This window comes from Alteromonas sp. KUL49, from assembly GCF_006538345.1.
Lineage (GTDB): Bacteria > Pseudomonadota > Gammaproteobacteria > Enterobacterales > Alteromonadaceae > Alteromonas.
The window spans coordinates 159,737-184,075 of the sequence record NZ_BJKL01000009.1 but is presented as its reverse complement, the minus strand read 5'-3'; the positions used below and the strand labels follow the sequence as shown (position 1 = coordinate 184,075).

General features: G+C 45.8%; 27 protein-coding genes and 1 riboswitch. Of the genes, 19 read left to right on the top strand and 8 right to left on the bottom strand.

The window, feature by feature from the left end; all coding sequences use genetic code 11:
• Positions 1-23 precede the first annotated feature (23 nt).
• From EYS00_RS16145 to EYS00_RS16125, 5 genes are all read left to right on the top strand, one after another.
• Positions 24-1,244 carry a nucleoside permease gene (locus tag EYS00_RS16145; protein ID WP_130638446.1) on the top strand — a complete coding sequence of 407 codons (1,221 nt, stop codon included), beginning with the start codon at positions 24-26 and terminating at the stop codon, positions 1,242-1,244.
• A complete protein-coding gene (locus tag EYS00_RS16140; RefSeq protein ID WP_130638444.1) occupies positions 1,234-2,121 on the top strand; it encodes a hydroxypyruvate isomerase family protein in 888 nt (295 codons plus the stop codon). Before EYS00_RS16145 ends, EYS00_RS16140 begins: the two co-directional genes overlap by 11 nt.
• A gap of 47 nt (positions 2,122-2,168) precedes the next feature.
• Positions 2,169-3,854: a GMC oxidoreductase gene (locus tag EYS00_RS16135; RefSeq protein ID WP_130638442.1), complete on the top strand. Its 1,686-nt coding sequence runs from the start codon at positions 2,169-2,171 to the stop codon at positions 3,852-3,854.
• Positions 3,854-4,471 (top strand): gluconate 2-dehydrogenase subunit 3 family protein, encoded by a 618-nt coding sequence (locus EYS00_RS16130; protein ID WP_130638440.1) that lies wholly within the window; start codon positions 3,854-3,856, stop codon positions 4,469-4,471. The genes EYS00_RS16135 and EYS00_RS16130 overlap by 1 nt, the downstream gene beginning before the upstream one ends.
• 61 nt (positions 4,472-4,532) lie before the next feature.
• On the top strand, positions 4,533-5,282 hold the full coding sequence (locus EYS00_RS16125; protein ID WP_130638438.1) for a DUF1080 domain-containing protein: 750 nt from the start codon (positions 4,533-4,535) through the stop codon (positions 5,280-5,282).
• A 49-nt stretch (positions 5,283-5,331) separates the two neighbouring features.
• Here the strand turns inward: EYS00_RS16125 and gpmA are convergent, their stop codons facing one another.
• The 7 genes from gpmA to EYS00_RS16090 form a co-directional block, all read right to left on the bottom strand.
• On the bottom strand, positions 5,332-6,078 hold the full coding sequence (gene gpmA, locus EYS00_RS16120; RefSeq protein WP_130638436.1) for a 2,3-diphosphoglycerate-dependent phosphoglycerate mutase: 747 nt from the start codon (positions 6,076-6,078) through the stop codon (positions 5,332-5,334).
• A gap of 183 nt (positions 6,079-6,261) precedes the next feature.
• Positions 6,262-6,723: a cupin domain-containing protein gene (locus EYS00_RS16115; RefSeq protein WP_130638434.1), complete on the bottom strand. Its 462-nt coding sequence runs from the start codon at positions 6,721-6,723 to the stop codon at positions 6,262-6,264.
• A gap of 137 nt (positions 6,724-6,860) precedes the next feature.
• Positions 6,861-7,361 carry a sel1 repeat family protein gene (locus EYS00_RS16110; protein ID WP_130638432.1) on the bottom strand — a complete coding sequence of 167 codons (501 nt, stop codon included), beginning with the start codon at positions 7,359-7,361 and terminating at the stop codon, positions 6,861-6,863.
• A 100-nt stretch (positions 7,362-7,461) separates the two neighbouring features.
• Positions 7,462-9,675, bottom strand: coding sequence for a GspE/PulE family protein (locus EYS00_RS16105; protein ID WP_130638430.1), 2,214 nt, complete (start codon positions 9,673-9,675; stop codon positions 7,462-7,464).
• Positions 9,676-9,914: 239 nt separating this feature from the next.
• A complete protein-coding gene (locus EYS00_RS16100; RefSeq protein ID WP_258313036.1) occupies positions 9,915-10,439 on the bottom strand; it encodes a TenA family protein in 525 nt (174 codons plus the stop codon).
• 197 nt (positions 10,440-10,636) lie between these two features.
• Positions 10,637-10,736: riboswitch (TPP riboswitch) on the bottom strand.
• A 41-nt stretch (positions 10,737-10,777) separates the two neighbouring features.
• Positions 10,778-14,038, bottom strand: coding sequence for a M1 family aminopeptidase (locus EYS00_RS16095; RefSeq protein WP_130638428.1), 3,261 nt, complete (start codon positions 14,036-14,038; stop codon positions 10,778-10,780).
• Entirely contained in the window at positions 14,031-14,909 is an 879-nt protein-coding gene (locus EYS00_RS16090) for an ABC transporter ATP-binding protein (protein ID WP_130638426.1), read from the bottom strand. Before EYS00_RS16090 ends, EYS00_RS16095 begins: the two co-directional genes overlap by 8 nt.
• 231 nt (positions 14,910-15,140) lie before the next feature.
• Here EYS00_RS16090 and EYS00_RS16085 point away from each other — a divergent pair, with 231 nt between their 5' ends.
• Positions 15,141-16,733 carry a sensor histidine kinase gene (locus tag EYS00_RS16085; RefSeq protein WP_130638424.1) on the top strand — a complete coding sequence of 531 codons (1,593 nt, stop codon included), beginning with the start codon at positions 15,141-15,143 and terminating at the stop codon, positions 16,731-16,733.
• On the top strand, positions 16,727-17,440 hold the full coding sequence (locus EYS00_RS16080; protein ID WP_130638422.1) for a LytTR family DNA-binding domain-containing protein: 714 nt from the start codon (positions 16,727-16,729) through the stop codon (positions 17,438-17,440). The genes EYS00_RS16085 and EYS00_RS16080 overlap by 7 nt, the downstream gene beginning before the upstream one ends.
• 33 nt (positions 17,441-17,473) lie before the next feature.
• Here EYS00_RS16080 and EYS00_RS16075 read toward each other — a convergent pair whose 3' ends face one another.
• The gene (locus EYS00_RS16075) at positions 17,474-18,421 is read right to left on the bottom strand and encodes a cytochrome b (RefSeq protein WP_130638420.1); all 948 of its coding nucleotides are present in this window, start codon (positions 18,419-18,421) and stop codon (positions 17,474-17,476) included.
• Positions 18,422-18,548: 127 nt separating this feature from the next.
• Between EYS00_RS16075 and EYS00_RS16070 the strand changes: the two genes are divergently transcribed.
• The 12 genes from EYS00_RS16070 to rpsQ all read left to right on the top strand — a co-directional run bounded on the left by EYS00_RS16070 (position 18,549) and on the right by rpsQ (position 24,293).
• Positions 18,549-19,064: an Rrf2 family transcriptional regulator gene (locus EYS00_RS16070; RefSeq protein WP_130638418.1), complete on the top strand. Its 516-nt coding sequence runs from the start codon at positions 18,549-18,551 to the stop codon at positions 19,062-19,064.
• Positions 19,065-19,355: 291 nt separating this feature from the next.
• Positions 19,356-19,667, top strand: a complete 312-nt coding sequence (rpsJ, locus tag EYS00_RS16065) for a 30S ribosomal protein S10 (protein WP_010179497.1) — start codon at positions 19,356-19,358, stop codon at positions 19,665-19,667.
• An 18-nt stretch (positions 19,668-19,685) separates the two neighbouring features.
• Positions 19,686-20,324 carry a 50S ribosomal protein L3 gene (gene rplC / locus EYS00_RS16060; RefSeq protein WP_130638416.1) on the top strand — a complete coding sequence of 213 codons (639 nt, stop codon included), beginning with the start codon at positions 19,686-19,688 and terminating at the stop codon, positions 20,322-20,324.
• Between the two features lie 17 nt (positions 20,325-20,341).
• Entirely contained in the window at positions 20,342-20,947 is a 606-nt protein-coding gene (gene rplD / locus EYS00_RS16055) for a 50S ribosomal protein L4 (protein ID WP_130638414.1), read from the top strand.
• A complete protein-coding gene (gene rplW / locus EYS00_RS16050) occupies positions 20,944-21,243 on the top strand; it encodes a 50S ribosomal protein L23 (RefSeq protein WP_130638412.1) in 300 nt (99 codons plus the stop codon). Before rplD ends, rplW begins: the two co-directional genes overlap by 4 nt.
• 14 nt (positions 21,244-21,257) lie before the next feature.
• On the top strand, positions 21,258-22,082 hold the full coding sequence (gene rplB, locus EYS00_RS16045; protein WP_130638410.1) for a 50S ribosomal protein L2: 825 nt from the start codon (positions 21,258-21,260) through the stop codon (positions 22,080-22,082).
• A gap of 15 nt (positions 22,083-22,097) precedes the next feature.
• A complete protein-coding gene (rpsS, locus tag EYS00_RS16040; RefSeq protein WP_012516961.1) occupies positions 22,098-22,373 on the top strand; it encodes a 30S ribosomal protein S19 in 276 nt (91 codons plus the stop codon).
• Positions 22,374-22,385: 12 nt separating this feature from the next.
• The gene (gene rplV / locus EYS00_RS16035; protein ID WP_020745230.1) at positions 22,386-22,718 is read left to right on the top strand and encodes a 50S ribosomal protein L22; all 333 of its coding nucleotides are present in this window, start codon (positions 22,386-22,388) and stop codon (positions 22,716-22,718) included.
• Positions 22,719-22,727: 9 nt separating this feature from the next.
• Positions 22,728-23,432 (top strand): 30S ribosomal protein S3, encoded by a 705-nt coding sequence (gene rpsC, locus EYS00_RS16030; protein ID WP_014947978.1) that lies wholly within the window; start codon positions 22,728-22,730, stop codon positions 23,430-23,432.
• A gap of 2 nt (positions 23,433-23,434) precedes the next feature.
• A complete protein-coding gene (rplP, locus tag EYS00_RS16025) occupies positions 23,435-23,845 on the top strand; it encodes a 50S ribosomal protein L16 (RefSeq protein ID WP_130638408.1) in 411 nt (136 codons plus the stop codon).
• On the top strand, positions 23,845-24,036 hold the full coding sequence (rpmC, locus tag EYS00_RS16020; protein ID WP_130638407.1) for a 50S ribosomal protein L29: 192 nt from the start codon (positions 23,845-23,847) through the stop codon (positions 24,034-24,036). The genes rplP and rpmC overlap by 1 nt, the downstream gene beginning before the upstream one ends.
• Complete coding sequence (rpsQ, locus tag EYS00_RS16015) at positions 24,036-24,293, top strand: 30S ribosomal protein S17 (RefSeq protein ID WP_130638406.1); 258 nt, start codon at positions 24,036-24,038, stop codon at positions 24,291-24,293. Before rpmC ends, rpsQ begins: the two co-directional genes overlap by 1 nt.
• The last annotated feature ends 46 nt before the right edge of the window (positions 24,294-24,339 follow it).

Here is a 24,339-nt window from a genome sequence, read left to right as displayed (position 1 = left end):
GATAACAGAGAGGCAATAAAATTATGATAACCATGCGTCTTAGTATCATGATGTTCCTACAGTTCTTTATATGGGGCGGTTGGTTCGTCACCTTAGGGACTTACCTTGGCGGTACCTTGTCGGCCAGTGGCGGCCAAATTGGCATGGCGTTTTCTACTCAGTCGTGGGGAGCCATTATTGCGCCATTTATCGTGGGCTTGATTGCCGACCGTTACTTTAATGCTGAGCGTATATTGGGCGTGTTACACCTTTTGGGCGCAGGGCTGATGTACATGATGTATCAGGCGTCAGACTTTACCGCATTTTACCCCTATGTACTGGGCTACATGATTGCGTATATGCCTACGTTGGCATTGGTCAACTCAGTAGCCTTTGGACAAATGAGCGACCCGTCAAAAGAGTTTGGCAAAATTCGTGTGTGGGGCACGGTTGGTTGGATTGTTGCGGGGTTGATGATCAGCTATGTATTTAGCTGGGACTCTGCCAGTGCCATCGAAGCCGGTATGTTGCGTAACACCTTTTTACTGTGCGCAGTGGCCTCTCTAGCCTTAGGTATTTTCAGTTTTACCTTGCCAGCGACAGCGCCAAAAGGCGCAAGTCAAGAAGGTGGCTTAAGTAGTCTATTGGGCTTAGACGCACTGGCGTTGCTCAAAGACAAAAACTTCCTCGTGTTCTTCGCCTCTTCTATTTTGATCTGTATTCCACTGGCTTTTTACTACCAAAACGCCAATCCATTTCTTACCGAAATCGGTGTGGAAAACGCCACGGGCAAAATGACGCTCGGCCAAGTGTCAGAAGTTTTGTTCATGCTAGCGTTACCCATTTTCCTCAATCGTTTTGGTATCAAGATTACCTTACTCATTGGCATGGCAGCATGGGTGCTCCGTTACGCATTATTTGCCTTTGGGGACGCAAACGAAGGCCTATTCATGTTGATTGTGGGCATTGCACTGCACGGTATTTGTTATGACTTTTTCTTTGTATCTGGGCAGATATACACCAACAGCAAGGCCTCTGAGGCGATTAAAAGTGCCGCGCAAGGGCTTATTACATTAGCTACCTATGGTGTGGGTATGTTAGTTGGCTTCGCGGTAGCGGGCATGATTACCGACAAGTATGCATTGGCACAAGGCGGACACGCATGGCAAGACATCTGGTTGTTCCCTGCGGGCTTTGCTGCGGTGATCTTAGTGGTGTTTGTGGTCTTGTTCAAAGGTGAAAAGGTGGACGCAAATGCACAATAAAACTCGCAGAAGTGTACTTAAAGGCGTGGCGTATACGGGCGCCGGATTGCTGACCGCAGGCGCTGTGAATACGTCAGTTTCGGCATCAGGTGAGGAGGTCGGATTGAAAGGCAATATCAATCACTCTGTCAGCCGTTGGACTTATGGTGACTTGAGTATCGAAGAGTTGTGTCAAACCGTTAAGACACTGGGGTTTGGTGCTATCGACCTTGTTGGGCCAGAAGATTGGCCGGTGCTAAAGCAATACGGTATTGATTCTTCCATGTGTAATGGCGCTGACATTGGTTTAACCGACGGTTTTATCCACCCTGAGCACCATGACGAGCTAGTGTCACGTTACTTAAAACACATAGATCTTGTGGCAGATGCTGGTTACACCAACCTCATCTGTTTTAGCGGCAACGCTAGAGGAATGGATACTGAAACAGGGTTAACTAATGCGGCGAATGGATTGCGCCGCATACTACCTCATGCACAAAAGCGTGGTGTAGTGATTTTCATGGAGCTATTCAACAGTAAAGTGGACCACCCAGATTACATGGCAGATAACTCAGCGTGGGGTATCGAGCTTTGTAAGCGCCTTGGTAGTCAGCACTTTTCACTGCTTTACGACATTTACCATATGCAAATTAGCGAAGGGGACATTATCCGTACCATTCGTGACAACCATACCTACTTCGGGCATTACCACACCGCTGGTGTACCCGGTCGTCACGAAATCGGAGATAACCAAGAGCTGAATTACGCAGCTATCGCGAGTGCAATCAAAGAGACCGGATTTGATGGGTATCTCGCACAGGAGTTCATTCCAACACCAGATAATAAAACAGGCAGGATAGAGTCGCTTCGCCAAGCGGTTCACATCTGTGACGTATGACTTTACACCGGGCACGATACATGACGTAAGTGCTAAGGGGACATCACATGGCAAATAATGAATACGACGCAATTGTCGTTGGTTCTGGCATTAGCGGAGGCTGGGCAGCGAAGGAACTAACGGAGAAAGGACTTAAAGTTCTTATGCTCGAACGAGGTAAAAACATCGAGCATATCAAAGACTATAAAAATGCGCATAAGGAAGCATGGGACTATCCTCATCGTGGCTTACCTACTCAAGCGATGAAGCTAGATTACCCTGTGCTAAACAGAGATTATCCTCTCAATGAACCTACATTAGGAATGTGGGCCAATGAGAAGGAAAATCCCTATACCGAAGACAAGCCATTTGATTGGTTTAGAGGTTATCACGTTGGTGGGCGCTCACTACTATGGGGGCGTCAGAGCTATCGTCTGAACAAAGAAGATTTTGAAGCCAACGCGAAAGAGGGAATTGCCGTTGATTGGCCTATTCGCTATGACGATTTAGCCCCTTGGTACGACTACGTTGAACGCTTTGCTGGCATTAGTGGAAACTTAGATGGTCTTGATGTGCTACCCGACGGTCAATACCAACCACCCATGCCGATGAACATCGTGGAGGAAACCGTTGCAGCTCGAGTGAGAAAGGCATTTAACGGTGCACGTCATGTTATTCACGGTCGTACGTCAAACATGACACAACCCAAACCTGAGCATGGCCGCGCCAATTGTCAGTACCGCAATAAGTGTTGGTTGGGATGTCCTTTTGGTGGCTATTTCAGTACTCAGTCGTCTACCTTACCTGCGGCGGTTAAAACCGGTAATTTGACCTTACGTCCTTTCTCTATCGTTAAAGAGATTCTTTACGATAAAGACCGTAAACGAGCCACTGGTGTTGAAATTATTGATGCTGAGACCAACGAAACCTACGTCTTCAACAGCAAGATAGTATTTGTCAATGCATCGGCGCTCAATTCCGCTTGGGTGCTAATGAACTCTGCCACTGACGTATGGGAAGGTGGGTTAGGTAGCAGTAGTGGCGAACTGGGTCACAATGTGATGGACCATCATTTCTTGGTGGGAGCATCAGCACAAGTTGAAGGCTTTGAGGACAAATACCTTTATGGCCGACGTCCAAGTGGCTTCTATATTCCACGCTTTAGAAACTGGGGTGATGACAAGCGAGACTACGTACGTGGCTTTGGTTATCAAGGTGGCGCTGGTCGACAAGGTTGGCAAAAGAATGTTGCCGAGCTAGGCATTGGTGCAGGGCTAAAAGACGCAGTATCACAACCGGGCGGATGGAATGTAGGAATGACCGCCTTTGGTGAAATGTTGCCTTATCACGAGAACCGTATTTATTTGAATCGCGACGTTAAAGATAAGTGGGGACTACCTGTGCTTGCTATGGACGTTGAGATAAAAGAAAACGAGCTCAAAATGCGTCGCGACATGAAGCAAGATGCCATTGATATGCTAGAAGCTGCCGGCATGCAGGACGTTCATGGTTGGGAGGGAGAGTACAACCCGGGTAAAGGAATTCATGAAATGGGTACCGCACGTATGGGAAGAGATCCAAAAACATCAGTACTCAATGCTTTTAACCAAGTATGGGATGCGCCCAATGTATTTGTCACTGATGGCGCTGCAATGACTTCTGGTAGCTGCGTTAACCCATCGCTGACCTACATGGCATTAACCGCTCGTGCCGCGAGCTACGCAGTGGAAGAATTGAAGCGAGGTAACCTGTAATGGATCGCCGAGACCTACTTAAATTTATAGGCGCTGCTACTGGTGTGGCGTTTGTATCCTCACATTCGTTCGCGTGGGACGACCATGCACCTGTGTCGTTGGCAAGTACGGGGTTTACTGAGTCGGACGTTGCTTTGTTCAACGAGATGGCTGAGGTGATCATTCCGCAGACAGATACGCCGGGAGCAAAAGCGGCCAATGTTGGGCAAATCATTACTGTTTTAGTAGCAGATTGCTACCCCGCCGTTATTCAAAAGGCATTCGTTGATGGGATTCAAGCAATTCGTGAAAGAGCAGTGAAAGACTATGGTAAGGACTTTTTGTTACTTAGTGGTCAGGAGCGATTGGCGCTTTTCAGTACCCTCGACAAAGAAGCTAATGCTTACAATCGGGAAAATCACATCAATGATTACATTGCTAGTGAACGTCCTAGTCGTTGGGAGCCCGGTAGTGAAGGACCAGTCCCGCACCACTTTACCTTGCTTAAACAATTAACCTTGTTCGGCTTTTTCACGTCTAGGCCGGGAGCAACCCAAGTGTTGAGATATGTGGCTATACCGGGGCGATATGACGGCGCTTACCCCTTTAAGAAAGGCGATAAGGCATGGGCAACCTAGTGGCTCGTGACAAGTACTCATCTAATATTCTAATTATTATTTTAAAAAAAAAGGAGCATTCATGCGCTTTTTTAAACTAACGGCGGCATTGTCGCTGTGTACGCTCACTACAGGTGCCTACGCCCATGAGCATGAACAACTCACTCGTGAGCAGCAAGCGGCAAAAACCGAAGTATGGGAGCCAGTGCCGGCAGTGGTTACGGCTAATCCGGGTCAAGCTCCCTCAGATGCCATTGTATTGTTAGGCGACAACGTAAACGCTTGGGAATCGGTTAACGGTGGTGACGTGCAATGGACAATGACGGACAGCGTACTCACGGTAAAACCAGGCACAGGTGACATTAAAACCAAACAAGGGTTTTGCGATGTACAGCTGCACATGGAATGGAAAGTGCCAGAACCACAGCCTGATATGGATGGTCAGCAACGCAACAACAGTGGAATCTTCTTTCAACAACGTTATGAAGTGCAGGTACTAGATTCATACCAAAATGTAACTTATCCCAACGGGCAGGCGGGGAGTGTATACAAGCAAACTATTCCGTTAGTAAATGCCATGCGTCCGCCAGAGCAATGGCAGACTTATGACATTATATACAAAGCGCCTCGCTTTGAAGGTGAGGAGCTTATCTCGAAAGGAGCGATAACGGTTATTCACAATGGAGTAGTGGTACAAAACCATACTGAAATTCAGGGTACAACAGAATGGATAGGGCCGCCGAAATACAAGGCTCATGGTTGTGAACCATTTCAGTTGCAGGACCACGGTAATTTAGTGAGTTTTAGGAATATTTGGGTAAGAGAGCTCTAACAAAAAAGCCATCAGAATTCTGATGGCTTTTTCAATTCTAAGCGATTAATTACTTAGCCTGACCTTGTTTAGCAACGGCGTCCATCATTGCTTTAATGGCTTCTGGATCGCCTAGGTATTCTTTAGAGATTGGTTTTAGGTCTGCATCTAGCTCATACACTAGTGGTACACCCGTAGGAATGTTCAAACCAAGTACTTCTTCGTCAGACATGCCGTCTAGGTACTTAACCAATGCACGTAAGCTGTTGCCGTGAGCAGCAATAACAACACGCTTGCCTGCTTGAATATCAGGACGAATCACGTCGTGCCAGTAAGGTAGTACACGCTCGATAGTAAGTTTCAAGCTTTCACCGCGTGGAAGAATGTCTGCATCAACATGGCTGTAACGGCGATCGTGACCTGGGAAATGTTCGCTTTCGTCTTCTACCGCTGGAGGTGGAATATCGAAGCTACGACGCCAGATTTTAACTTGCTCTTCACCGTGTTTAGCAGCAGTTTCAGCTTTGTCTAAACCAGTAAGCGCGCCGTAGTGACGCTCGTTAAGACGCCAATGACGTTCTACTGGCAAATAGTGCTGTCCCATTTCTTCAAGTGCAAGGTTAAGGGTTTTGATTGCACGTAAAAGTACAGACGTGTATGCCTGATCGAACTCAAAACCAGCGTCTTTAAGTAGCTTACCAGCAGTTTTTGCCTGCGCTACACCAGCGTCGGTTAAGTTAACGTCGTGCCAGCCTGTGAAACGGTTCTCTAGGTTCCACTGACTTTCTCCGTGACGAATAAGTACCAGTTTGTACATAGTAATATTACCTGTGGCGTTAAAGTGAAAAGGTCTAACTGCATGGATATCAGCAGCCAGATATAAAGCGGTCAATATGAATGGGGCTTATCATCCTTGATTGTGCAGAAAAAATCCAGCTTCAAGCATGATTCAGTGACTGGTAAGCGTAGGTAAACTAAAGATCTTAACGCGCTGGTGATATTAGATAAAACGCAGCATATCTGGATGAGAGACTTCTAACCATTGTTTCATGCTAGGTTCTTCGATAAAGCTAAAATCTGCAAAATCAAAACCCGGGGCTACGCTACACCCAACCAAGGTGTAATCACCCATAGACTCAGCTGCTTGATAGTGGCCAGCGCGAACTACACTGGCAAATTCAAAGTCTTCTGTACCTAAGCGCTGCTCTGTGAGTTGTTGTTGATGAAGATGAAAGAGTCGCAAAGGCGCGCCAGCGTAGTGATTCCAGACTTCATCGTGTAGTACGCGATGAAAACGGCTGACTTGTCCCTTGAGTAACAAAAAGTATATATGTGTTAGCGACGGCCTTGCCAGTCCGTGTTTAGGAGAAGATACCGTATCTTCAGAGCGATAAACATGTTTGTAGTAGCCCCCCTCTGGGTGAGGAAGTAAGTCCAATTTTTTTATTAGTGGGTGAGCCATCTTACAAATATTCCATTGATTTGCAGCAACAGCTCGAGATGTTACATCATTTTTAATGAAATGTATCTTGTGTTAACGGTAAGGCGCGATGCGTCTGATAAACGCATCGCTAGTGATGATAAGCTAACTGGCAAAGATTAGTAAAAGCGTTTTTCGCAGATGACATTTTTGATGTTAGAACCAGTTTCTCGGCGCTTTTTACATTGTAAATCTTGTGTTTCCGCACCGTACAAGGCAATGTGCTCTTCAACGAGGGGAGCCATAGAAGCTTTAAAATCCTCAGGTAGTGCAGAATCCATCGAATTGAAGGTGCGTTTCCATTGGGGGTTAGTTTGCTCCAATGCCACATTTAACCAAAGCCAACCTTGTTCGTAATCTGGCTCTTCCATACCTTGACCTTGGATATACATCGTCGCTAAGTAATACTGGGCAAGCTTGTTGCCCATTTTAGCGCCCTTTGTCAGAAGCTCCATGGCCTCTGTGTAGTCATCGATCTTCAAGGCGCGTAAGCCGTCTTTGATCAATTCCTCATAATCACGTTTAGAGACATTGTCTTGTGAGTATACGGCGGCGTGTACTGGCAAAACTGTCAGTACCGATGTTGCTACTAGTGTTGCTGCAAAAATAACTTTTTTCATCACTGTTTTCCTTTCAGTGTACATTTAACATGTCCATAATAGTTGCTATACCTATGTCGAACTGTTTATGGGTGTAACAAAGTTTTTCTGAGGTTTTGTTTTAGTCTGAACTAAATGATTGAATTTGAGTTATGTCTGTATCACCTTTGATTACTTTGAAAATAGCGTCTTGAATCAGGCTTCTCATGCCATCTTTAGTAGCTTGCTTTTTCATCGCTTCAACACTGGCTTCTTTGTACACCAAGCCACGTAATTCGGGGGTCATACCTAGTAATTCATGAACACCGGTGCGGCCTTTGTATCCTGTATTACCACAGTGATCGCAACCTTTGGCTTTGTATAGTTCCAGTGGTTCTGGAAGGTTTAGCTCACCGATATAATCGGGCCCGTATTGACGGTTAATAAAGGCCAGATCTTTTTCGGTAGCAATATACTTTTCCTTACATTTACCACACAAAGTTCTAATTAGACGCTGAGCCAAAATACCTACACAGGCATCCGAAAAGTTAACTGGGTCTAAGCCCAAGTCGAGTAAACGAGTAATCGTTTCTGGTGCCGAATTAGTGTGGAGCGTTGATAATACCAAGTGACCTGTTAATGAAGCTTCTATGCCCGCATGAGCGGTTTCTTTATCACGCATCTCACCAATAAGAATGATATCGGGGTCGGCACGCAAAAATGCGCGTAACGCATTTGCGAAGGTAAAGCCAATCTTAGGACTTACCTGTACCTGTTGTAATCCCGGCTGAGTGATTTCTACCGGATCTTCTGCTGTCCATATCTTTTTATCTGGAGTGTTAAGGTAGCCAAGAATGGCGTGAAGCGTTGTTGTTTTACCTGAACCCGTTGGGCCAACCACTAAAAGAATACCATGAGGTTTTTTGATCATTTCCTCAATACGGCGATGCGTAGTGGGGGCAAGGTTCATTTTCTCTATAGGCATAGCACCGCCAGAGGCAAGAATACGCATGACCACACCTTCTCCTGCCACGGTAGGGATGGTCGCTACACGCACCTCGACGAGTTGCCCGTTTATTCTGAATGAGAGCTTTCCGTCCTGGGGGATGCGCTTTTCGGCAATATTTAAGTTCGCCATAATTTTGATACGAGCGATAACAGCACTATGGTGTGAGTTTGGCACCTGACTCATGTCACGGCATACGCCGTCAACTCGCATTCTTACTCGTGTTGGCGCATTTTTCTCTGGATCGATATGGATATCTGACGCGTCCATTCGTTTGGCATCGTGTAAAATACGGCTAACCAAACGAACAACGGCAGGAGCATCGTCGGACAGCTCATCAACTTGCTCTTCGCTTTCTTCCGCTGACGAGCCTATTTCGTCCAAGATATCACTCATTTCACCGGGCGCACCGCCACTACCTTCGCCTAAATATTGCAATATCTGCTTGGGCAAGCCCACGGCAATGTCGTAGCTGTCGATACCCATGGCACTTTCCATTTCCATAAGAAGTGCTGCATTGTTTGGTTCGGCCATGAGCACAATAGGTTTATCGTCAACGTCGGCGATAATGGCGACTAGGTTGCGTTTTAGATATGACAGGTTGAGTTTCGAATTGCCTTCATACAGGTGGTACTTGTCTGGCAAAAATGAAACGAAAGGCACCTGATAATGGGTAGACAAAGCCTCCCCAATATTCTGCTCGGAAACTCGGTGCTCAGACACCATACGTTGGATACATGCTGCTGTGTCTGGCGTTTCATCTTGAAGTACATCGAGTACCGATTGGGATAGCAACCCTTTGTGAACGAGTAAATCAAATGGATTGTTTGTGCCACCGAGCTCGTAACGGAATTTTTCCCCCAATACTGCTGCGACCATTTTTCCATTTTCGATATCTGCGTCTGAGAACGCACCATCCCGCTTGTTGATGATTTGCATGACGCCGAGTAAAACGCCAGCATTGAGAATGGGTACGCAAAGAATATTTGCAGTTTTGAAGTCACTGTCTTTGTCGAACTTACCCGCAAAACGCAACCGCGGATGTATGGCCTTTAACTCAGCGTCGTTATATGGATCATCAATAAGAATAGTGCGTTGTGCCAATGCAACATATCCAGCGATAGATAAGGGGCTGATGGGGACTTTAATTTCAGTGGTTTCTTTACCCGTTTTAAACCGAGCGACTAAATCCTGATGCTGCTTACGTCGTTGAAACAAGCTCATTCTGGAAGCACCGAAAATTGACAAAATTAGCGGTTCTAGTTTGGCGTAGGCATCGAATAACGAAGAATGGTTATCGAGTATGTCGCGGATGTTTTTAAACAAAGGTTGGCTAGTTTTTGAAATCATAATGCGTAGTTACTGCTGGCACATTTGAGCCAACCTATATAACGGCCTCATAATATAAGTTTTAGCACGATATACCGATATCTGCTTTCGGGCAACAAATCACACTTATTTTGGTGTCAAAGCGGCGAGTTACGTGAAATGACAACATAGGTGTCAATACTAGCTAAGTATAGACGAGAGATTCACTGTGCTCAGGTATAGTTTTTACGTCTAAGGTCTGAGCACAGCCATCAAAGAAACTAAATTACCCACTCTTCCTTATTGAATGCACTGTCCCAGAACATCCACTCTAACTTGGAGGCTTTGATAAATGCTGCATTCATTTTTTCTAGGGTGGCATCGTCGCAAAGGGAAGCATGTCGGTTCGCAATCTCTACCGCTCGTGCTGTAGATTGAGCAAACTCCTCGCCACCATAAGTGTTTATCCAGTCTTGATAGGGGTTACCTTCGACTTGAGGCTGAGCAAGAATAAAATCACCTACCGCCTTGTAGATAGTGAAACACGGTAAAATCGCGGCAATACCCACAGAAAGTGGTTGCGAATATACAGATTTTGCCAAGTAGCTGGTGTATAGCTCGCATGTGGGTGATAGAGCATCGGCATCATTAACGTCTGAATAGGTTAGATGAAGGGCTTGCTCAACTTCTAAAACGCCTGTGGCACTGTCGAAAAAGAACTGACATTCGTCATCATCGTCGCATTTTGACCCTAGTATGGCCAATAGCTTTTTATACACCGAGAGATACAAGGTGTCTTGGTGAATGTAGAAATCAAAAATCTTTTAGGCAGTGTGCCTTGTGTTAATTGCTGAATAAACCCGTGATCACAGATGGCATTAAAATAGGTGATGTTTGTTCATTGATAGTTTCGAACCAATTACCGTGAGTTGTTTCTGACATTGAAATAGAAGCCTTTTGAATGATTAAAACCAAAAGACGGAGTGTAGATAGCAAGCGACAATGGCATTGAGCTCTTGTTTCCTTCGCTGATATTAATCAGATCAGGTTCTACGGATCCCGCATAAAGCGATCTCAGCCGTGAGGCACTCCGACAAGCGCTTTTGATTGTAGCTAAACAAGGAGTGAAAGCAATCCTTAATCGTCACCCCCGCGCAGCTGCAAAACGGGGATGGGAGAGAATGAATTTTATATCTTCAGATAGAAACAACAGGTCGATCAATTCATGGTGTACCGGGTTTGTAGATACTTTGAGTAGTCTCACAAAGTCTATTGAGCTCGCTGGTGGGTTGGGGTGGCTATGCTGTTTCCACAGGGTGCGAAGCGCTGACACTATCACCTCATCTCCTAGGCTATCTCGTAATATGGTGAACACGAGAGTCGCGCGAGAATACATGTCATGTCTTTTGTTTGAGTTAACTAGCGCATCGGCTGTTAACGTCGCATTTGCTACAGCATATCTAAATCGTTGAAATTCGTAGTTTATCAAGGCTTCTACTTCATATTGCCCTCGATGTTTTTCAAGCAGCACTAGCTCGACGTACTTCGCCATAGATTCCACCAAAAAGGCATTATCCCATTCAACACCATAGCCCATATCGTGACCGAACCATTGATGAGCTGTTTCATGCACCGCCCGTCTATATCTCTGATCCAACCCTCGTTTATCTTCTGCATATGCAAACGGTGTTGCGCGGAAACCAACGCGGTGGTTAATGAGTAAAATCTGCGGCAAAGCATATCCTGTAGCACCCAAGTCTGGAATGGCTATGAGGTTGAGTCTAGCACCGGGGTACTCACTAATATATTCGTTAAACCACTGTAGCGTGTCTTTCATTGCTTGGAGATTCACTTCAACACTGTCTGACGGAGTAGAAAGGCTTTCAGTGGGAGCGTAAACGTGCAATTGGGTTTGGCCTAAGCTGTCAGTAACGGATCCGTAAGGAAGAGAGAACCAAGACACTAAGTTGCGAATAGGTACTTGAGTCTTATACTCAAATGTTGCTCTGCCGTGAGCATGAGTTTGTGCTATGAGTGCTCCAGGTGCCACGACATGATGGCTCGCATTTGTGGTGATGATGCTATGCACGTTGATTGGATAACGTGCGCCAATTTCATTGTGCTCTGGTTGCTCATTAATAAAGTCAGTGGGTTGGGGGCGGGAGAGTGGAGGCAATCCCATGCGCTCCCTTATTACCGGTTTTGATAGCATGTAATCTGCGTTAAACCCTATGACTGGCATCAAGGGCTGAGACCGAATGTAGCTAAACTTTGGGGTAACAATTTGGTGCAGTGACGCTGACCACAGTGTGGGTTGAGTAAACTCAATCCGTGTTGTCAATTTAGTAGAGTCGTTGGGTGCTAGTGGTTCGGCTAGGGTAAACACATGTTGATTGAGCGACTTATCTTCTGTAAGCGTATTCGGGCGATGAAGTTCTAGTGAATGCAATTCGAAGCCACTTATCCCACCAACTAAAATGTGCTCTATCGGGCTAGCTGTTGTGTTTGTAAGTGTGTACTCAAGCGCAAAATCCGCATTACCTAGCTCTGGATAGAAATTGCCATTGACTTTCATGTCAGTGATTTGCGGCTGTGGTTGGTGCTGCCAGTGGCTGTAGTTTCGCTCGTAAGCTGCGCGCCAATCGCTTATTCCATGATTGATTTTTAATGGCCGTTCATAGTGTAAAAACAAATGCATACACACTGTAGCGACTAGTACTGAGGCAACACACAAAGTGCGTTGCTTCGTTTGATTCATATGAAGCCTAGTGCCGTTACCACGATGGGACATTGACACTGCACATATTAAAAAGGCGGTAGCAATGGTTAGCCAATAAGCCAAGTAGGGCGCAAAGGTCGTTATACTTGCGCTAAATCCCCACATAAGATCCGGCCTAAGTATAGGGACTTGTGCAATATTGAGTAATGGATGGCTGATACCAAATTGAGCCATGAGTGGCGATAGCTTCATTCCAATACAAAACAGACAAAACAGTGCTGCCACTAGCTTATTTCGTGTCGCCGTATTGATGGCCACATAGAGTGTCGCACTGACGCTTAGAGGTAATAACAACAATGCCGATTGTTTTGCGTAATGGCTGAGTATGATCGTACTGCCGGACCACGTTTCAGCCGCGAAAACTGCCAATGCTGTGACGAGAAGAATAGCGAGTAGCGCAATAATTGCCGTGGATAGGTGTGACAGAGCAAGGAGCATCGAGGAAACAGGGGACGCCGCAACCAACTCACTCATATTATTGATCTGCGCACGCCAACATAGCTGCCATGTCCACATTAACAACAATGCATTGCCAAGTGTTGGAACAATGTCGTACGCCACGCGATTCCAAGCATCGACGCTGGTGGCTGCAAGCGTTGACATAGGTTCGGCAAATCGAATACCGGATGCTACTTCGCTGAAAATCAGGAAAAACCAGCCAATAAGAATTAAAACATTCAGTTTGTTGGTAAAAAGGTACGCGGTCGCGTTTAGTACGAGTGTCGAGTATGTTGAATAACTCCCTGTGTTGTTGAACGTCCCAGTGTTGGACGACGCCAGTGGCTTGGTGAAAACGAGCGGCCGTTGCGCCATGCGCTTTCTCAAATAAGTGAATAGTGTCTTGGTATCTCTTTCTCTCGTCGTTAGTTTTAACATGAGTGTGACGGCGCTAAAAAACAGCACAACACTCATTGCCATGTAACTAATGCGGTTAATGGCGAGTTGAAAAGTCAGTGAAGGTGCGCTGCGCTGATTCTCAAACTGAGAAAAAACGCTGGTGATTCCGTAAGGGTCAATCCATTGCATAGTGAATACAAGTGACTCACTGGCGACATAGCTACCCGCCATTATGGATATACCCGACATACTCGCAATTACCATGTAGCCTGCCCAAATACAGGTAAATACTGCGTAAATCACCGGGACACTGATAAATCTGTAACTGAGCCATGCGCCAAGTACAATGAAAAACACAACGCTTGGCATGTAAAGCACACTAATGTTCCATAGCAGTAGGGGGGCGAGTGAGAGCATTGAAGTACTACCTTGCTTTGCGATTAGCAATGCCAATATGGTTAAGCCCAATGCACCTACGAATAATGTCACTCCCCCAAACACTAGAGACCGCTGTAGCAGGTGTTGTAGGAAAGTTCGGGGTGTTGTTAGGACAAGCTCTTCCATGTTGCTAGTCATATCACGCAAGTAGCTAATAGGTGAGAGCGCACCAATAAACAGGGGTATTCCCAACATTAAAATCGTCATTGCCTTAATACTGAATTGCTTCTCAACCAGAAGGTCCGGCGTATGCACTCCAACAGATACGAGAGCGGCAAAAGAGAGGTAACAAAAAAAGCTCACCCACACGAGAGGTTGCCTTAGGAAAAAAGCGAGTTCTTGATTAAACATGGCGCGCTTCTCCTTCAACAACGCTCTTGCTTGCTAGTTCAAGGAAATACCTATCTTGAAGCGTGGGAGCCAAAGCTTTAGCAGTGGAGTCGGGCGCCAAGTCACTATGTACTCGAAAATAAGGTCGCCCATATTGATACCGCTTGCTGAGAATATTGGCTTTATCACCTGGAGAGCTATTGGTAAGCCAGACTTTGCCCTCTAGCGGCGTAATCAAGGATTGAACGGTGCCATGTTCAATGATTTGTCCGCTATTTATCAGTGCCACGTGATGACAGAGATTTTCTATGTCTTCAACGATGTGGGTGGATAGAAGAACCAACTTGTTTTTACTTATGGTGACAAGAAGGTCGTGAAGTCGGTCTCGTTCAGCCGGGTCTAGCCCTGCCGTCGGTTCATCCATGATGATAAGGTTTGGATTACCGAGTAGTGCTTGTGCAATCCCAAAGCGTTGACGCATACCTCCAGAAAAGTTTGTGACTTTCTTTTTGGCAACCTCTTTGAGGTTGGTTAACTCCAACAACTCGTTTATCTGCGCGCGCGTACTTGATTTGTCAGTCATTCCTTTCAGTACCGCAAAATATTCTAGTAAGGCAAAGCACGACATATTGGGGTATACACCAAAATACTGAGGAAGGTATCCTAGCTGATCACGCAGAGCGCTTGGCAGTTCAAGAGTGTTTGTACCGTTAAACACAATCGATCCTGTGTCGGGTGATTGGATACAGGCTAGCGTTCTCAATAATGTGGATTTACCCGCGCCATTTGGTCCCAGTAGACCAACCATTCCAGTGGGTAGAGATAGGTTAATACCCTTCAAGGCGGCAGTGCCGTCAGCGTAGGTTTTGCTGAGGTTTTTAATCGTTAGCATGGTTTGCTTCCCCTGAGTGATGCATTTGATAGGTGTATTACTGCATCAAAAGGGAGCGCCATCGACAACGTTGCAAGGACAAACCTAACTCTATAAATGATAAAGGTAGTCGCACAGAGTGCCGTTTACTTTCGTCAGTGAAAATACATGGTTTGTCATTTTTGTCGTGAGTAACCGAGTATTTTAAGGCATGGTTGCAACGTACTAAGCGCAACAGGTAAAAGACCATTGATGAATACGACGGAAACCAAGTCTATCCAGACCACTCAAGCTCAAGGGAATTCCAGTTTCATCGCCCGAGCTAGCAATATAGTTAACAACTATGTAGTAGCGCTTTTACCTTTATATGCAGCATTACTGCTAGAGGCTTCTATTCGCTTTTTCTCCGTTCAGTTAGGCACTAGCGACAGTACGGCAAGCTCTCCGCTAAGACTGCTATTTATACTGATACAACTCTCGATTGAATCCTTACCCTTTTTCTTGTGGCACAAGTATTTGCTACGCGGTGCGAATCAAAATCGAGTGTTACCAAAGCGCTTAGTGTTATGGCTATTATGCTTTGGAGGCTATCCACTGGTGTGTTTGATACTGGTAAATAACTGGGAATGGTATTCAACTTATACATTATTTAGCGTTCAAGGCTGGTTGCTTATGGTGGCAGCCAGTGTCGGTATTCTTTTCAATGCACGACAGTCAGTATCGGCGTTGAACAAAACGACGAGCTTAGTTTCCCGTCTGCTATCTCTCAACGGTGCGATAGTTGTCAGTATGTTCGTATGGGCACTCATTATTTCTGGTGTGTTTATGAATGAATTAGACCCAATGCGAAACCAGCCACTACCATGGTTGTTCGACCTTGGTAAAATTCTGAAAGATCCACTGCGTTATCTCAGCTATTTTTTACAGTTTAGTGTTGTGGGTTTTTGCGCCCTGGCTATCTATTTTTTCAATAGAAATGTGCTGATTCGACACTTACTCTCAGAGAAAGGAATATTCATTTTCGTCAGCGGAGTGCTAGTAACCACAATTGTATTGACGCCATTGCTGGGGGCTTCGATTCTGGCAATGCCGTTGAACATTCCTGAGCAAACCTTGTTACCTTCGGAAGACCACAATCTCTTTGCCCCCATAAACTATCAAATCGTATTTTGGATTCTGGTAATCACCACGCCCGTGATTTTGGCTTTTGAACGCCAACATCAAAGTAGAGTGATGGCACAAATTACCAGTGAGCGTGCACGGTCCGAATTACAGTTGCTGCAACAACAGATAAATCCGCACTTTTTGTTCAATACCTTAAATAACCTTTATGCGCTCACGTTAAATCGCTCTGAAAATGCACCTAAAATGGTGCTTGGATTAGCTGAACTCCTGCGCTATACGGTTTATGAGGGGCAAAACGCCCTCGTGTTGTTGTCGAAAGAAATCAACTATCTTCAAAATTACCTTGCCCTACAAGCTTTGCGGTTCGGTGAAGGATTTACATTGAAAGCGAATTTCTGCGAAGAGGGTGAACGCTGGAAGCTGCCTCCTTTATTGCTCATCGTGATAGTAGAGAATGCATTCAAGCATGGCGTGGAAGTCACAAACGGAAACAGTCAGATTGCACTGGATGTGACCGTGGAGGGAAATCGGCTAATAGTAAAATGCATCAATAGCGTAGGTGCTGATAGTCCATCGCGAGCCGATAGCGATGGAGTAGGAATGGCTAACTTACAAAGACGGTTGCAGTTACTACAGCCCAATACCGCTACTTTCAACAGTGGGAAAACCGAAAGCGGTGAATGGTTATCTGAACTTACACTGGAGTTAACACCGTGCTAAAGGCGTTGATTATTGATGACGAACCTCTTGCTCATCAGGTGGTATTACATCATCTAGCAGAGCATCCCAAGGTAAGTGTTGCGGGGCAGTACTACAATGCGACTGACGCTCTGCAGCATCTATCAAAAGACAAGGTAGATTTACTCTTTTTAGATATTAATATGCCTGCTTTGTCAGGTATGCAAATGTTGCGGGTGCTTGCGAACAAACCGCAAGTCATCATTATTAGTGCCTACCAAGAATTTGCCGTTGAAGGTTTTGAACTAGAGGTGACCGACTACTTGGTTAAGCCCGTTGGCGCTGAACGATTCAACCAAGCCATGGTAAAAGTCTACAAAGAGCAACAACTAGTGGCCGCTACCCCAGTGTCTGCTGCGCCAAAACATATCGTACTCAAAGTTGGCAGAGAGAAACGCAAGTTTATCCTTGAACACATTTGTTACGCTGAGGCGTATGGCAATTATGTTCGCTTATGGACCCTTGAGCCATCAGAAAACGCTTCGCAAGCTAGAATGTCACTAGTCAACACTACACTAAAGCAGTTGGTCGCTGATTTACCGGACAGCGGTTTTATACAAGTTCACAAGTCTTTTGCGGTTAACACGGCATTTGTTATAGCTACCGATGCTGAGTGTTTAACCTTGAGCATCGGCGAACAAATTAAAATTGGCAAATCCTACAAGAAGTCCGTTGATACCCTACTTTGATGATGCACATCTAGGCTACTCACTGTTCCCGCCTCATGACACCATGCGCTTGAGTATATGCCGATGTTTGTCATAAAACTGATGTTTAAGTACCCCGAATATGTGAGCGCCAAGGACTAAATACACGATATAGGGCAACAAGTACTTGTGTAGTAGCCCCCAAAGCAAAACGGCTTTTTCATTGGGCTCCCATAGCGGCGCTAGTTCCCACGCAAATAAGTAAGTAGGTGCGCCGAAAAAGCTTGTCATTATAAAGCCAGTAATAGGCAGTAAGAACAACAATCCATACAGTGTAATATGCGCTAAGTGGGCAAGCTTTTTTTCCGAGGGCTTCATGTGTTGGTCTAGTGTGGGTCGCTTTGAATACAGATTCCATAGCACTCGTGATATGACAAGAATAAAAATAAGCACGCCAATGGTTTTATGCACCACATAGTACTCTAAACGGTATGCTGTACCTTCTGGGATCATAGTGGCGAATATACCCATGGGTATCATTAACAGGAATAAAATTGCGGTAGTCCAATGCAACATTCGAGATACGCTACCGTATCTATCTGGTTGGTTAACTGCGGTAAGTGTAAGCTTAGTGCTATTGCGATATTGGCTAAGGCTAACCCGAAGTAGCAGTACCCCTCCAATAAAGCAAAGGGTTACTATAGCCCACAATAGGGTGGGTTTTGCGCCATCAAGACGGGAGTCGAAAGGCTTTGGCGATTCAAGAATACCTGAGCCATACACGTATACAAAAAACCAAATGACTACGCCGAAACAAGTCAAAGCCGCCATTAGCGTGCCCATTGCCCGTACTCGGGAGAGCGCGTGATTTAACGCCCAAGCGCAAATTATAGAACCTGCAACAAAACACAGTGCCAACCAACTTTCATGGTTTCCGGGTAAACGCTCGTCAGTCGTCGCAAAAGCTAACGTGGGTAGCAGCACTAGTGCTACGAGTACTAAATGTTTTATTAAGGTAGACATAAAATCTCTCCTTACTTTTATTACCTATTTCGCCGACAACATTGGCGGTTATCGAGGTATACTAAACGTACAAAAATATAATTCAGATAAAATATATCCGAATTAAAAGGGTTGGTAAAGGATACTTATGAAAATAGGTAAAGGTGTAGAGTGGGCTGCTCATGCATGCACGCTACTTGCTGGGCTGCCAAGTGATAAGTCGCTACCTAAAGAAGCGCTTGCAGAATTTCTGGGCGTACCCGCGCCTTATTTGGCCAAGCAGATGCAGGCGCTGAGTCGTGCGGGTATTGTAAACGCTCATAGAGGCGCGGCCGGTGGTTACCAGTTAGCTAAGCCGATTGACGTAATCAACCTTTGGGATATTACTGCGGCGGTTGAAGGTACTGAATCTAGCTTTCGGTGTACTGAAATTCGACAAAATGGGCCTTGTGCCATGACAACGAGTGAGTGTGCGAATAAATGCCACATAGCTTCGGCTTTTCACGAGGCTGAAATGGCTTATAGAAAGGTATTAAAGCAAACGTCGCTTAAAGCGCTTGCTCTAAATGGTGCTAATGACATGAATGAAACAACCAAAGTAGACGTACTTCGCTGGTTAGACTTTCACTCAACTACACCACTAAAAAAGCCTACATATAAGTAATTTTCAGACACTTCAATAAATAGCGAGTTTATTCGTAGGTTGTTGTTGCATTAATCACCAACCCATGTATAATTCGCGCCCACTGCCCATGAAGGGCATATTTTTTCAGCCGCGACTTCACTGTTTTTAGGGTTGTTGCCAAAACCAAAGATTAACCTCTGCGGTGGGCGTGCTAGAGAAGAGAAACAGGGTTCCGATTGGGAACCAACGGTTAACGCGCATCTTTTCGTCCCAAGTTAGAAAGGGAGTGAAAAGGTGAATTTTTTTGTTCTTTCGATTGGAGCTTAATCGATGCCAAATCAAAGAATTCGTATTCGCTTGAAAGCGTTCGATCACAAGTTGATCGATCAGTCTACGGCTGAAATCGTCGAAACAGCGAAACGTACTGGTGCTCAGGTCAGCGGTCCAATTCCTCTGCCTACTCGCAAAGAACGCTACACAGTTCTGATTTCTCCGCACGTCAATAAAGACGCGCGTGATCAATACGAAATCCGTACTCACAAGCGTTTGGTAGACATCATCGAGCCAACTGATAAAACAGTTGACGCGTTGATGCGTTTGGACTTGGCTGCCGGTGTTGATGTTCAAATCAGCCTGGGCTAACAAGAGAGGGTTATAACAATGGCGATTGGTCTAGTCGGTCGTAAAGTGGGCATGACGCGCATCTTCACTGAAGATGGTACGTCGATCCCTGTGACTGTTATCGAAGCGACCCCAAACCGTGTAACTCAGTTACGTACTGAGGAAACTGACGGTTATCGCGCTCTTCAGGTTACTGCTGGAACTAAGAAAGCAAACCGCATCAACAAAGCTGAAGCAGGTCATTTTGCTAAAGCTGGCGTTGAAGCAGGTTCTTCTCTAGTAGAATTCCGCCTAGAAGATAACGAAGGTGCCGATATTGAAGTAGGCAGTGAAATCACTGTTGAAATCTTTAATGACACTAAGAAAATTGATGTAACTGGTACATCAAAAGGTAAAGGTTTTGCTGGTGCAATCAAACGTTGGAACTTCAGTTCACAGCGTATGACTCACGGTAATTCTTTGTCTCACCGTGCTCCTGGTTCAATTGGTCAAAACCAATCTCCAGGTAAAGTATTCAAAGGCAAGAAAATGGCTGGTCAGCTTGGTAACAAGCAAGTGACTACTCAGTCTTTGGAAGTTGTACGCGTAGACGCAGAAAACAACCTTATCCTAGTTAAAGGTGCCGTACCTGGCGCAACTGGCGGCGACGTGATCGTTAAGCCAGCTGTTAAAGCGTAACGTCGGAGAGTGAACTGATGGAATTAACATTGAAAGACGCGCAAAGCGCTCTTGAAGTATCCGAAGCGACTTTTGGACGTGATTTCAACGAAGCCCTGGTACACCAGGTAGTTGTCGCTTACGGTGCAGGTGCTCGTCAAGGCACTAAAGCGCAGAAGACTCGCGCTGAAGTTCGTGGTGGTGGTAAGAAGCCATGGCGTCAAAAAGGTACTGGCCGCGCACGTGCTGGTACTATCCGTAGCCCAATTTGGGTTGGCGGTGGCCGTGCATTTGCTGCTAAGCCTCGTGACTTTGACCAAAAAGTTAACAAGAAAATGTATCGCGGTGCGATCAAGAGCATCTTGTCTGAACTAATCCGCCAAGACCGTTTGGTTGTTGTTGAGAAGTTCGGTGTTGAAGCACCTAAGACTAAAGCTCTTCTTTCTGCACTTAACGAATATGAACTAACTGACGTTCTAATCGTTACTCCTGAAGTTGATGAGAACTTGTTCTTAGCAGCACGCAACTTGTACAAAGTTGACGTACGCGACGTAGCAGGCATCGACCCAGTGAGCTTGATTGCATTTGAAAAAGTGCTAATCACTGCTGATGCAGTTAAACAACTTGAGGAGGCGTTAGCATGAATGAAGAACGTCTACTGAAGGTGCTATTAGCACCTCACGTTTCAGAAAAGTCTACTATGGCTGCTGAAGCGAGCAACACAGTTGTATTTAAAGTAGCTAAAGACGCGAACAAAGCCGAAATCAAAGCAGCAGTTGAAAAATTGTTTGAAGTTGAAGTTGACGGTGTTCGTACTGTAAACGTTAAAGGTAAAACTAAGCGTCACGGTATGTCTTTCGGTAAGCGCAGCGACTGGAAAAAAGCATATGTAGTGCTTAAAGAAGGTCAGGACATCGACTTTGTCGGTGGTGCTGAGTAAGAAGGGGATTAGAAATGCCATTATTGAAAGCTAAGCCAACTTCTGCCGGTCGTCGTCACGTTGTTCAGGTCGTTAACCCTGACCTGCACAAAGGTGCACCGTACGCGCCATTGTTGGAAAAGAGCAGCAAGTCTGGTGGTCGTAACAACAACGGTCGTATCACAGTTCGTCACATCGGTGGTGGTCACAAGCATCACTATCGTGTAATCGACTTTAAACGTAACAAAGACGGCATTCCTGCTAAAGTTGAGCGTTTAGAATACGATCCAAACCGTTCTGCAAACATTGCACTAGTATTGTACGCAGACGGTGAGCGTCGCTATATCCTAGCTCCTAAAGGTATTCAAGCTGGTGATGCGGTTCAGTCTGGTTCAGACGCTCCGATCAAAGCTGGTAACACATTGCCAATGCGCAACATCCCAGTGGGTACTGTTGTTCACGCAATTGAAATGAAGCCTGGTAAAGGTGCACAGATTGCACGTTCAGCCGGTGCTTACGCACAGATGCTAGCACGTGATGGAAACTACATCACATTGCGTCTACGCTCAGGCGAAATGCGTAAAGTACTTGCGGACTGCCGCGCTACCATCGGTGAAGTAGGCAATGCAGAGCATATGCTTCGTTCACTAGGTAAAGCAGGTGCTAACCGCTGGCGCGGTGTTCGTCCGACAGTTCGTGGTGTTGCCATGAACCCGGTTGATCACCCACACGGTGGTGGTGAAGGTCGTACTTCTGGTGGCCGTCACCCAGTAACTCCTTGGGGTGTTCCTACTAAAGGTAAGAAAACCCGAAGCAACAAGCGTACTGATAAGCTTATCGTACGTCGTCGTAACAAGTAATAGCGAGGATTCACCATGCCACGTTCTCTCAAGAAAGGTCCTTTTATTGACCTTCACTTGCTGAAGAAGGTAGAGGCTGCAGTGGAAAAGAACGAACGTAAACCAATCAAAACTTGGTCTCGTCGTTCTATGATCATCCCAGATATGATTGGGTTGACCATTGCGGTCCATAACGGTCGCCAGCACGTTCCTGTAATCATCAGTGACGAAATGGTAGGCCATAAGTTGGGCGAATTTGCGCCAACGCGTACTTACCGCGGTCATGTCGCGGATAAGAAAGCTAAACGTTAAGGGGTAGAATAAATGGAAGCATTAGCTAAACACCGTTTTGCCCGCACGTCGGCTCAAAAAGCACGCTTGGTTGCAGATCAGATTCGCGGTCTACACGTTGAGAAAGCACTAGAAGTGCTTGCTTACAGCCCGAAGAAAAGCGCTGCGCTAGTTAAGAAAGTGTTGGAGTCTGCAATTGCAAACGCAGAACACAACGAAGGCGCAGACATCGACGAGCTTGTTGTAGCGAAGATCTTTGTTGACGAAGGTCCAACGATGAAACGTATTAAGCCACGTGCTAAAGGCCGTGCTGATCGTATCTTTAAGCGCAGCAGTCACATCACTGTGGTTGTAGCGGATAACTAGGAGTAGATAATGGGACAGAAGGTACATCCTACAGGTATACGCCTGGGTATCAGCAAACCATGGACTTCTACCTGGTACGCTAATACTGCAGACTATGCGGATAATCTGTACAACGATCATCAAGTACGTCAGTACTTGACGAAGCAACTTAAGAACGCATCACTTTCTAAAATCGTGATCGAGCGTCCTGCTAAGAGCATCCGTGTGACTATTCACACTGCTCGTCCAGGCGTAGTTATCGGTAAGAAAGGTGAAGACGTAGAAAAGTTGCGTAATTACGTATCTAAGCTAGCCGGTGTGCCAGCTCAGATCAACATCGCTGAAGTACGTAAGCCAGAGCTAGATGGTCAGCTAGTAGCTGATAGCATCTCTAGCCAGCTAGAGCGTCGTGTTATGTTCCGTCGTGCTATGAAGCGTGCGGTACAAAATGCAATGCGTCTTGGTGCTAAAGGTATCAAGGTTGAAGTTAGCGGTCGTTTGGGCGGCGCGGAAATCGCACGTTCAGAATGGTATCGTGAAGGTCGTGTTCCATTGCACACATTCCGTGCGGACATCGATTACGCGACCTCAGAAGCGTCAACAACTTACGGTATCATCGGCGTTAAAGTTTGGATCTTCAAAGGTGAAGTTCTAGGTGGTTTACCTACAACTCAAGAGCAAGCACCAGCTGCTCAACCTAAGAAGAAAGGCCGCAACGCTAAGCGAGAGGGCTAATCATGTTACAACCAAAACGCATGAAGTTCCGTAAAATGCACAAAGGTCGTAACCGCGGTTATGCTGCGGGTAGCACTGTAGCCTTTGGTACTTTCGGGCTTAAAGCGGTTGGCCGTGGTCGTATGACTGCGCGTCAAATCGAAGCAGCGCGTCGTGCAATGACTCGTCACGTTAAGCGTCAAGGTAAAATTTGGATTCGAGTTTTCCCTGACAAGCCAATTACTGAGAAGCCTCTTGAGGTTCGTCAAGGTAAAGGTAAAGGTAACGTTGAGTACTGGGTTTGCCAAATTCAACCTGGTCGTGTTCTTTACGAAATGGAAGGTGTTCCAGAAGAACTAGCACGTGAAGCGTTTGAACTGGCAGCTGCGAAACTGCCATTTAAAACAACCTTTGTAACTCGGACGGTGATGTAATGAAAGCGACTGAACTGAAAGAAAAAAGCGTAGAAGAGCTGAACGCAGAGTTGTTAAACCTGCTACGCGAACAGTTCAACTTGCGCATGCAGCACACAACTGGCCAGCTTGAAAAAACTGATCAGTTGAGAAAAGTGCGTCGTAACATCGCGCGTGTTAAAACCATTCTGACTCAAAAGGCTGATGCGTAATGACTGAACAAAAAATTCGTACAGTTCAAGGTCGTGTGGTTAGCAACAAAATGGATAAAACCATTACTGTTGTAGTTGAGCGTTTCGTTAAGCACCCTATCTATGGGAAGTTCATCAAGCGTTCTACTAAGCTTCACGCCCACGACGAAAGCAACGTGTGCAACGAAGGCGATACAGTGACTATTCGCGAGTGTCGTCCTTATTCTAAGTCTAAGACTTGGATCCTAGTTGACGTTGTAGAAAAAGCTTCTGTATAAGTTTTTTCACGTTAAGTAAATAAGAAAGCGCCGGTCGAAAGACCGG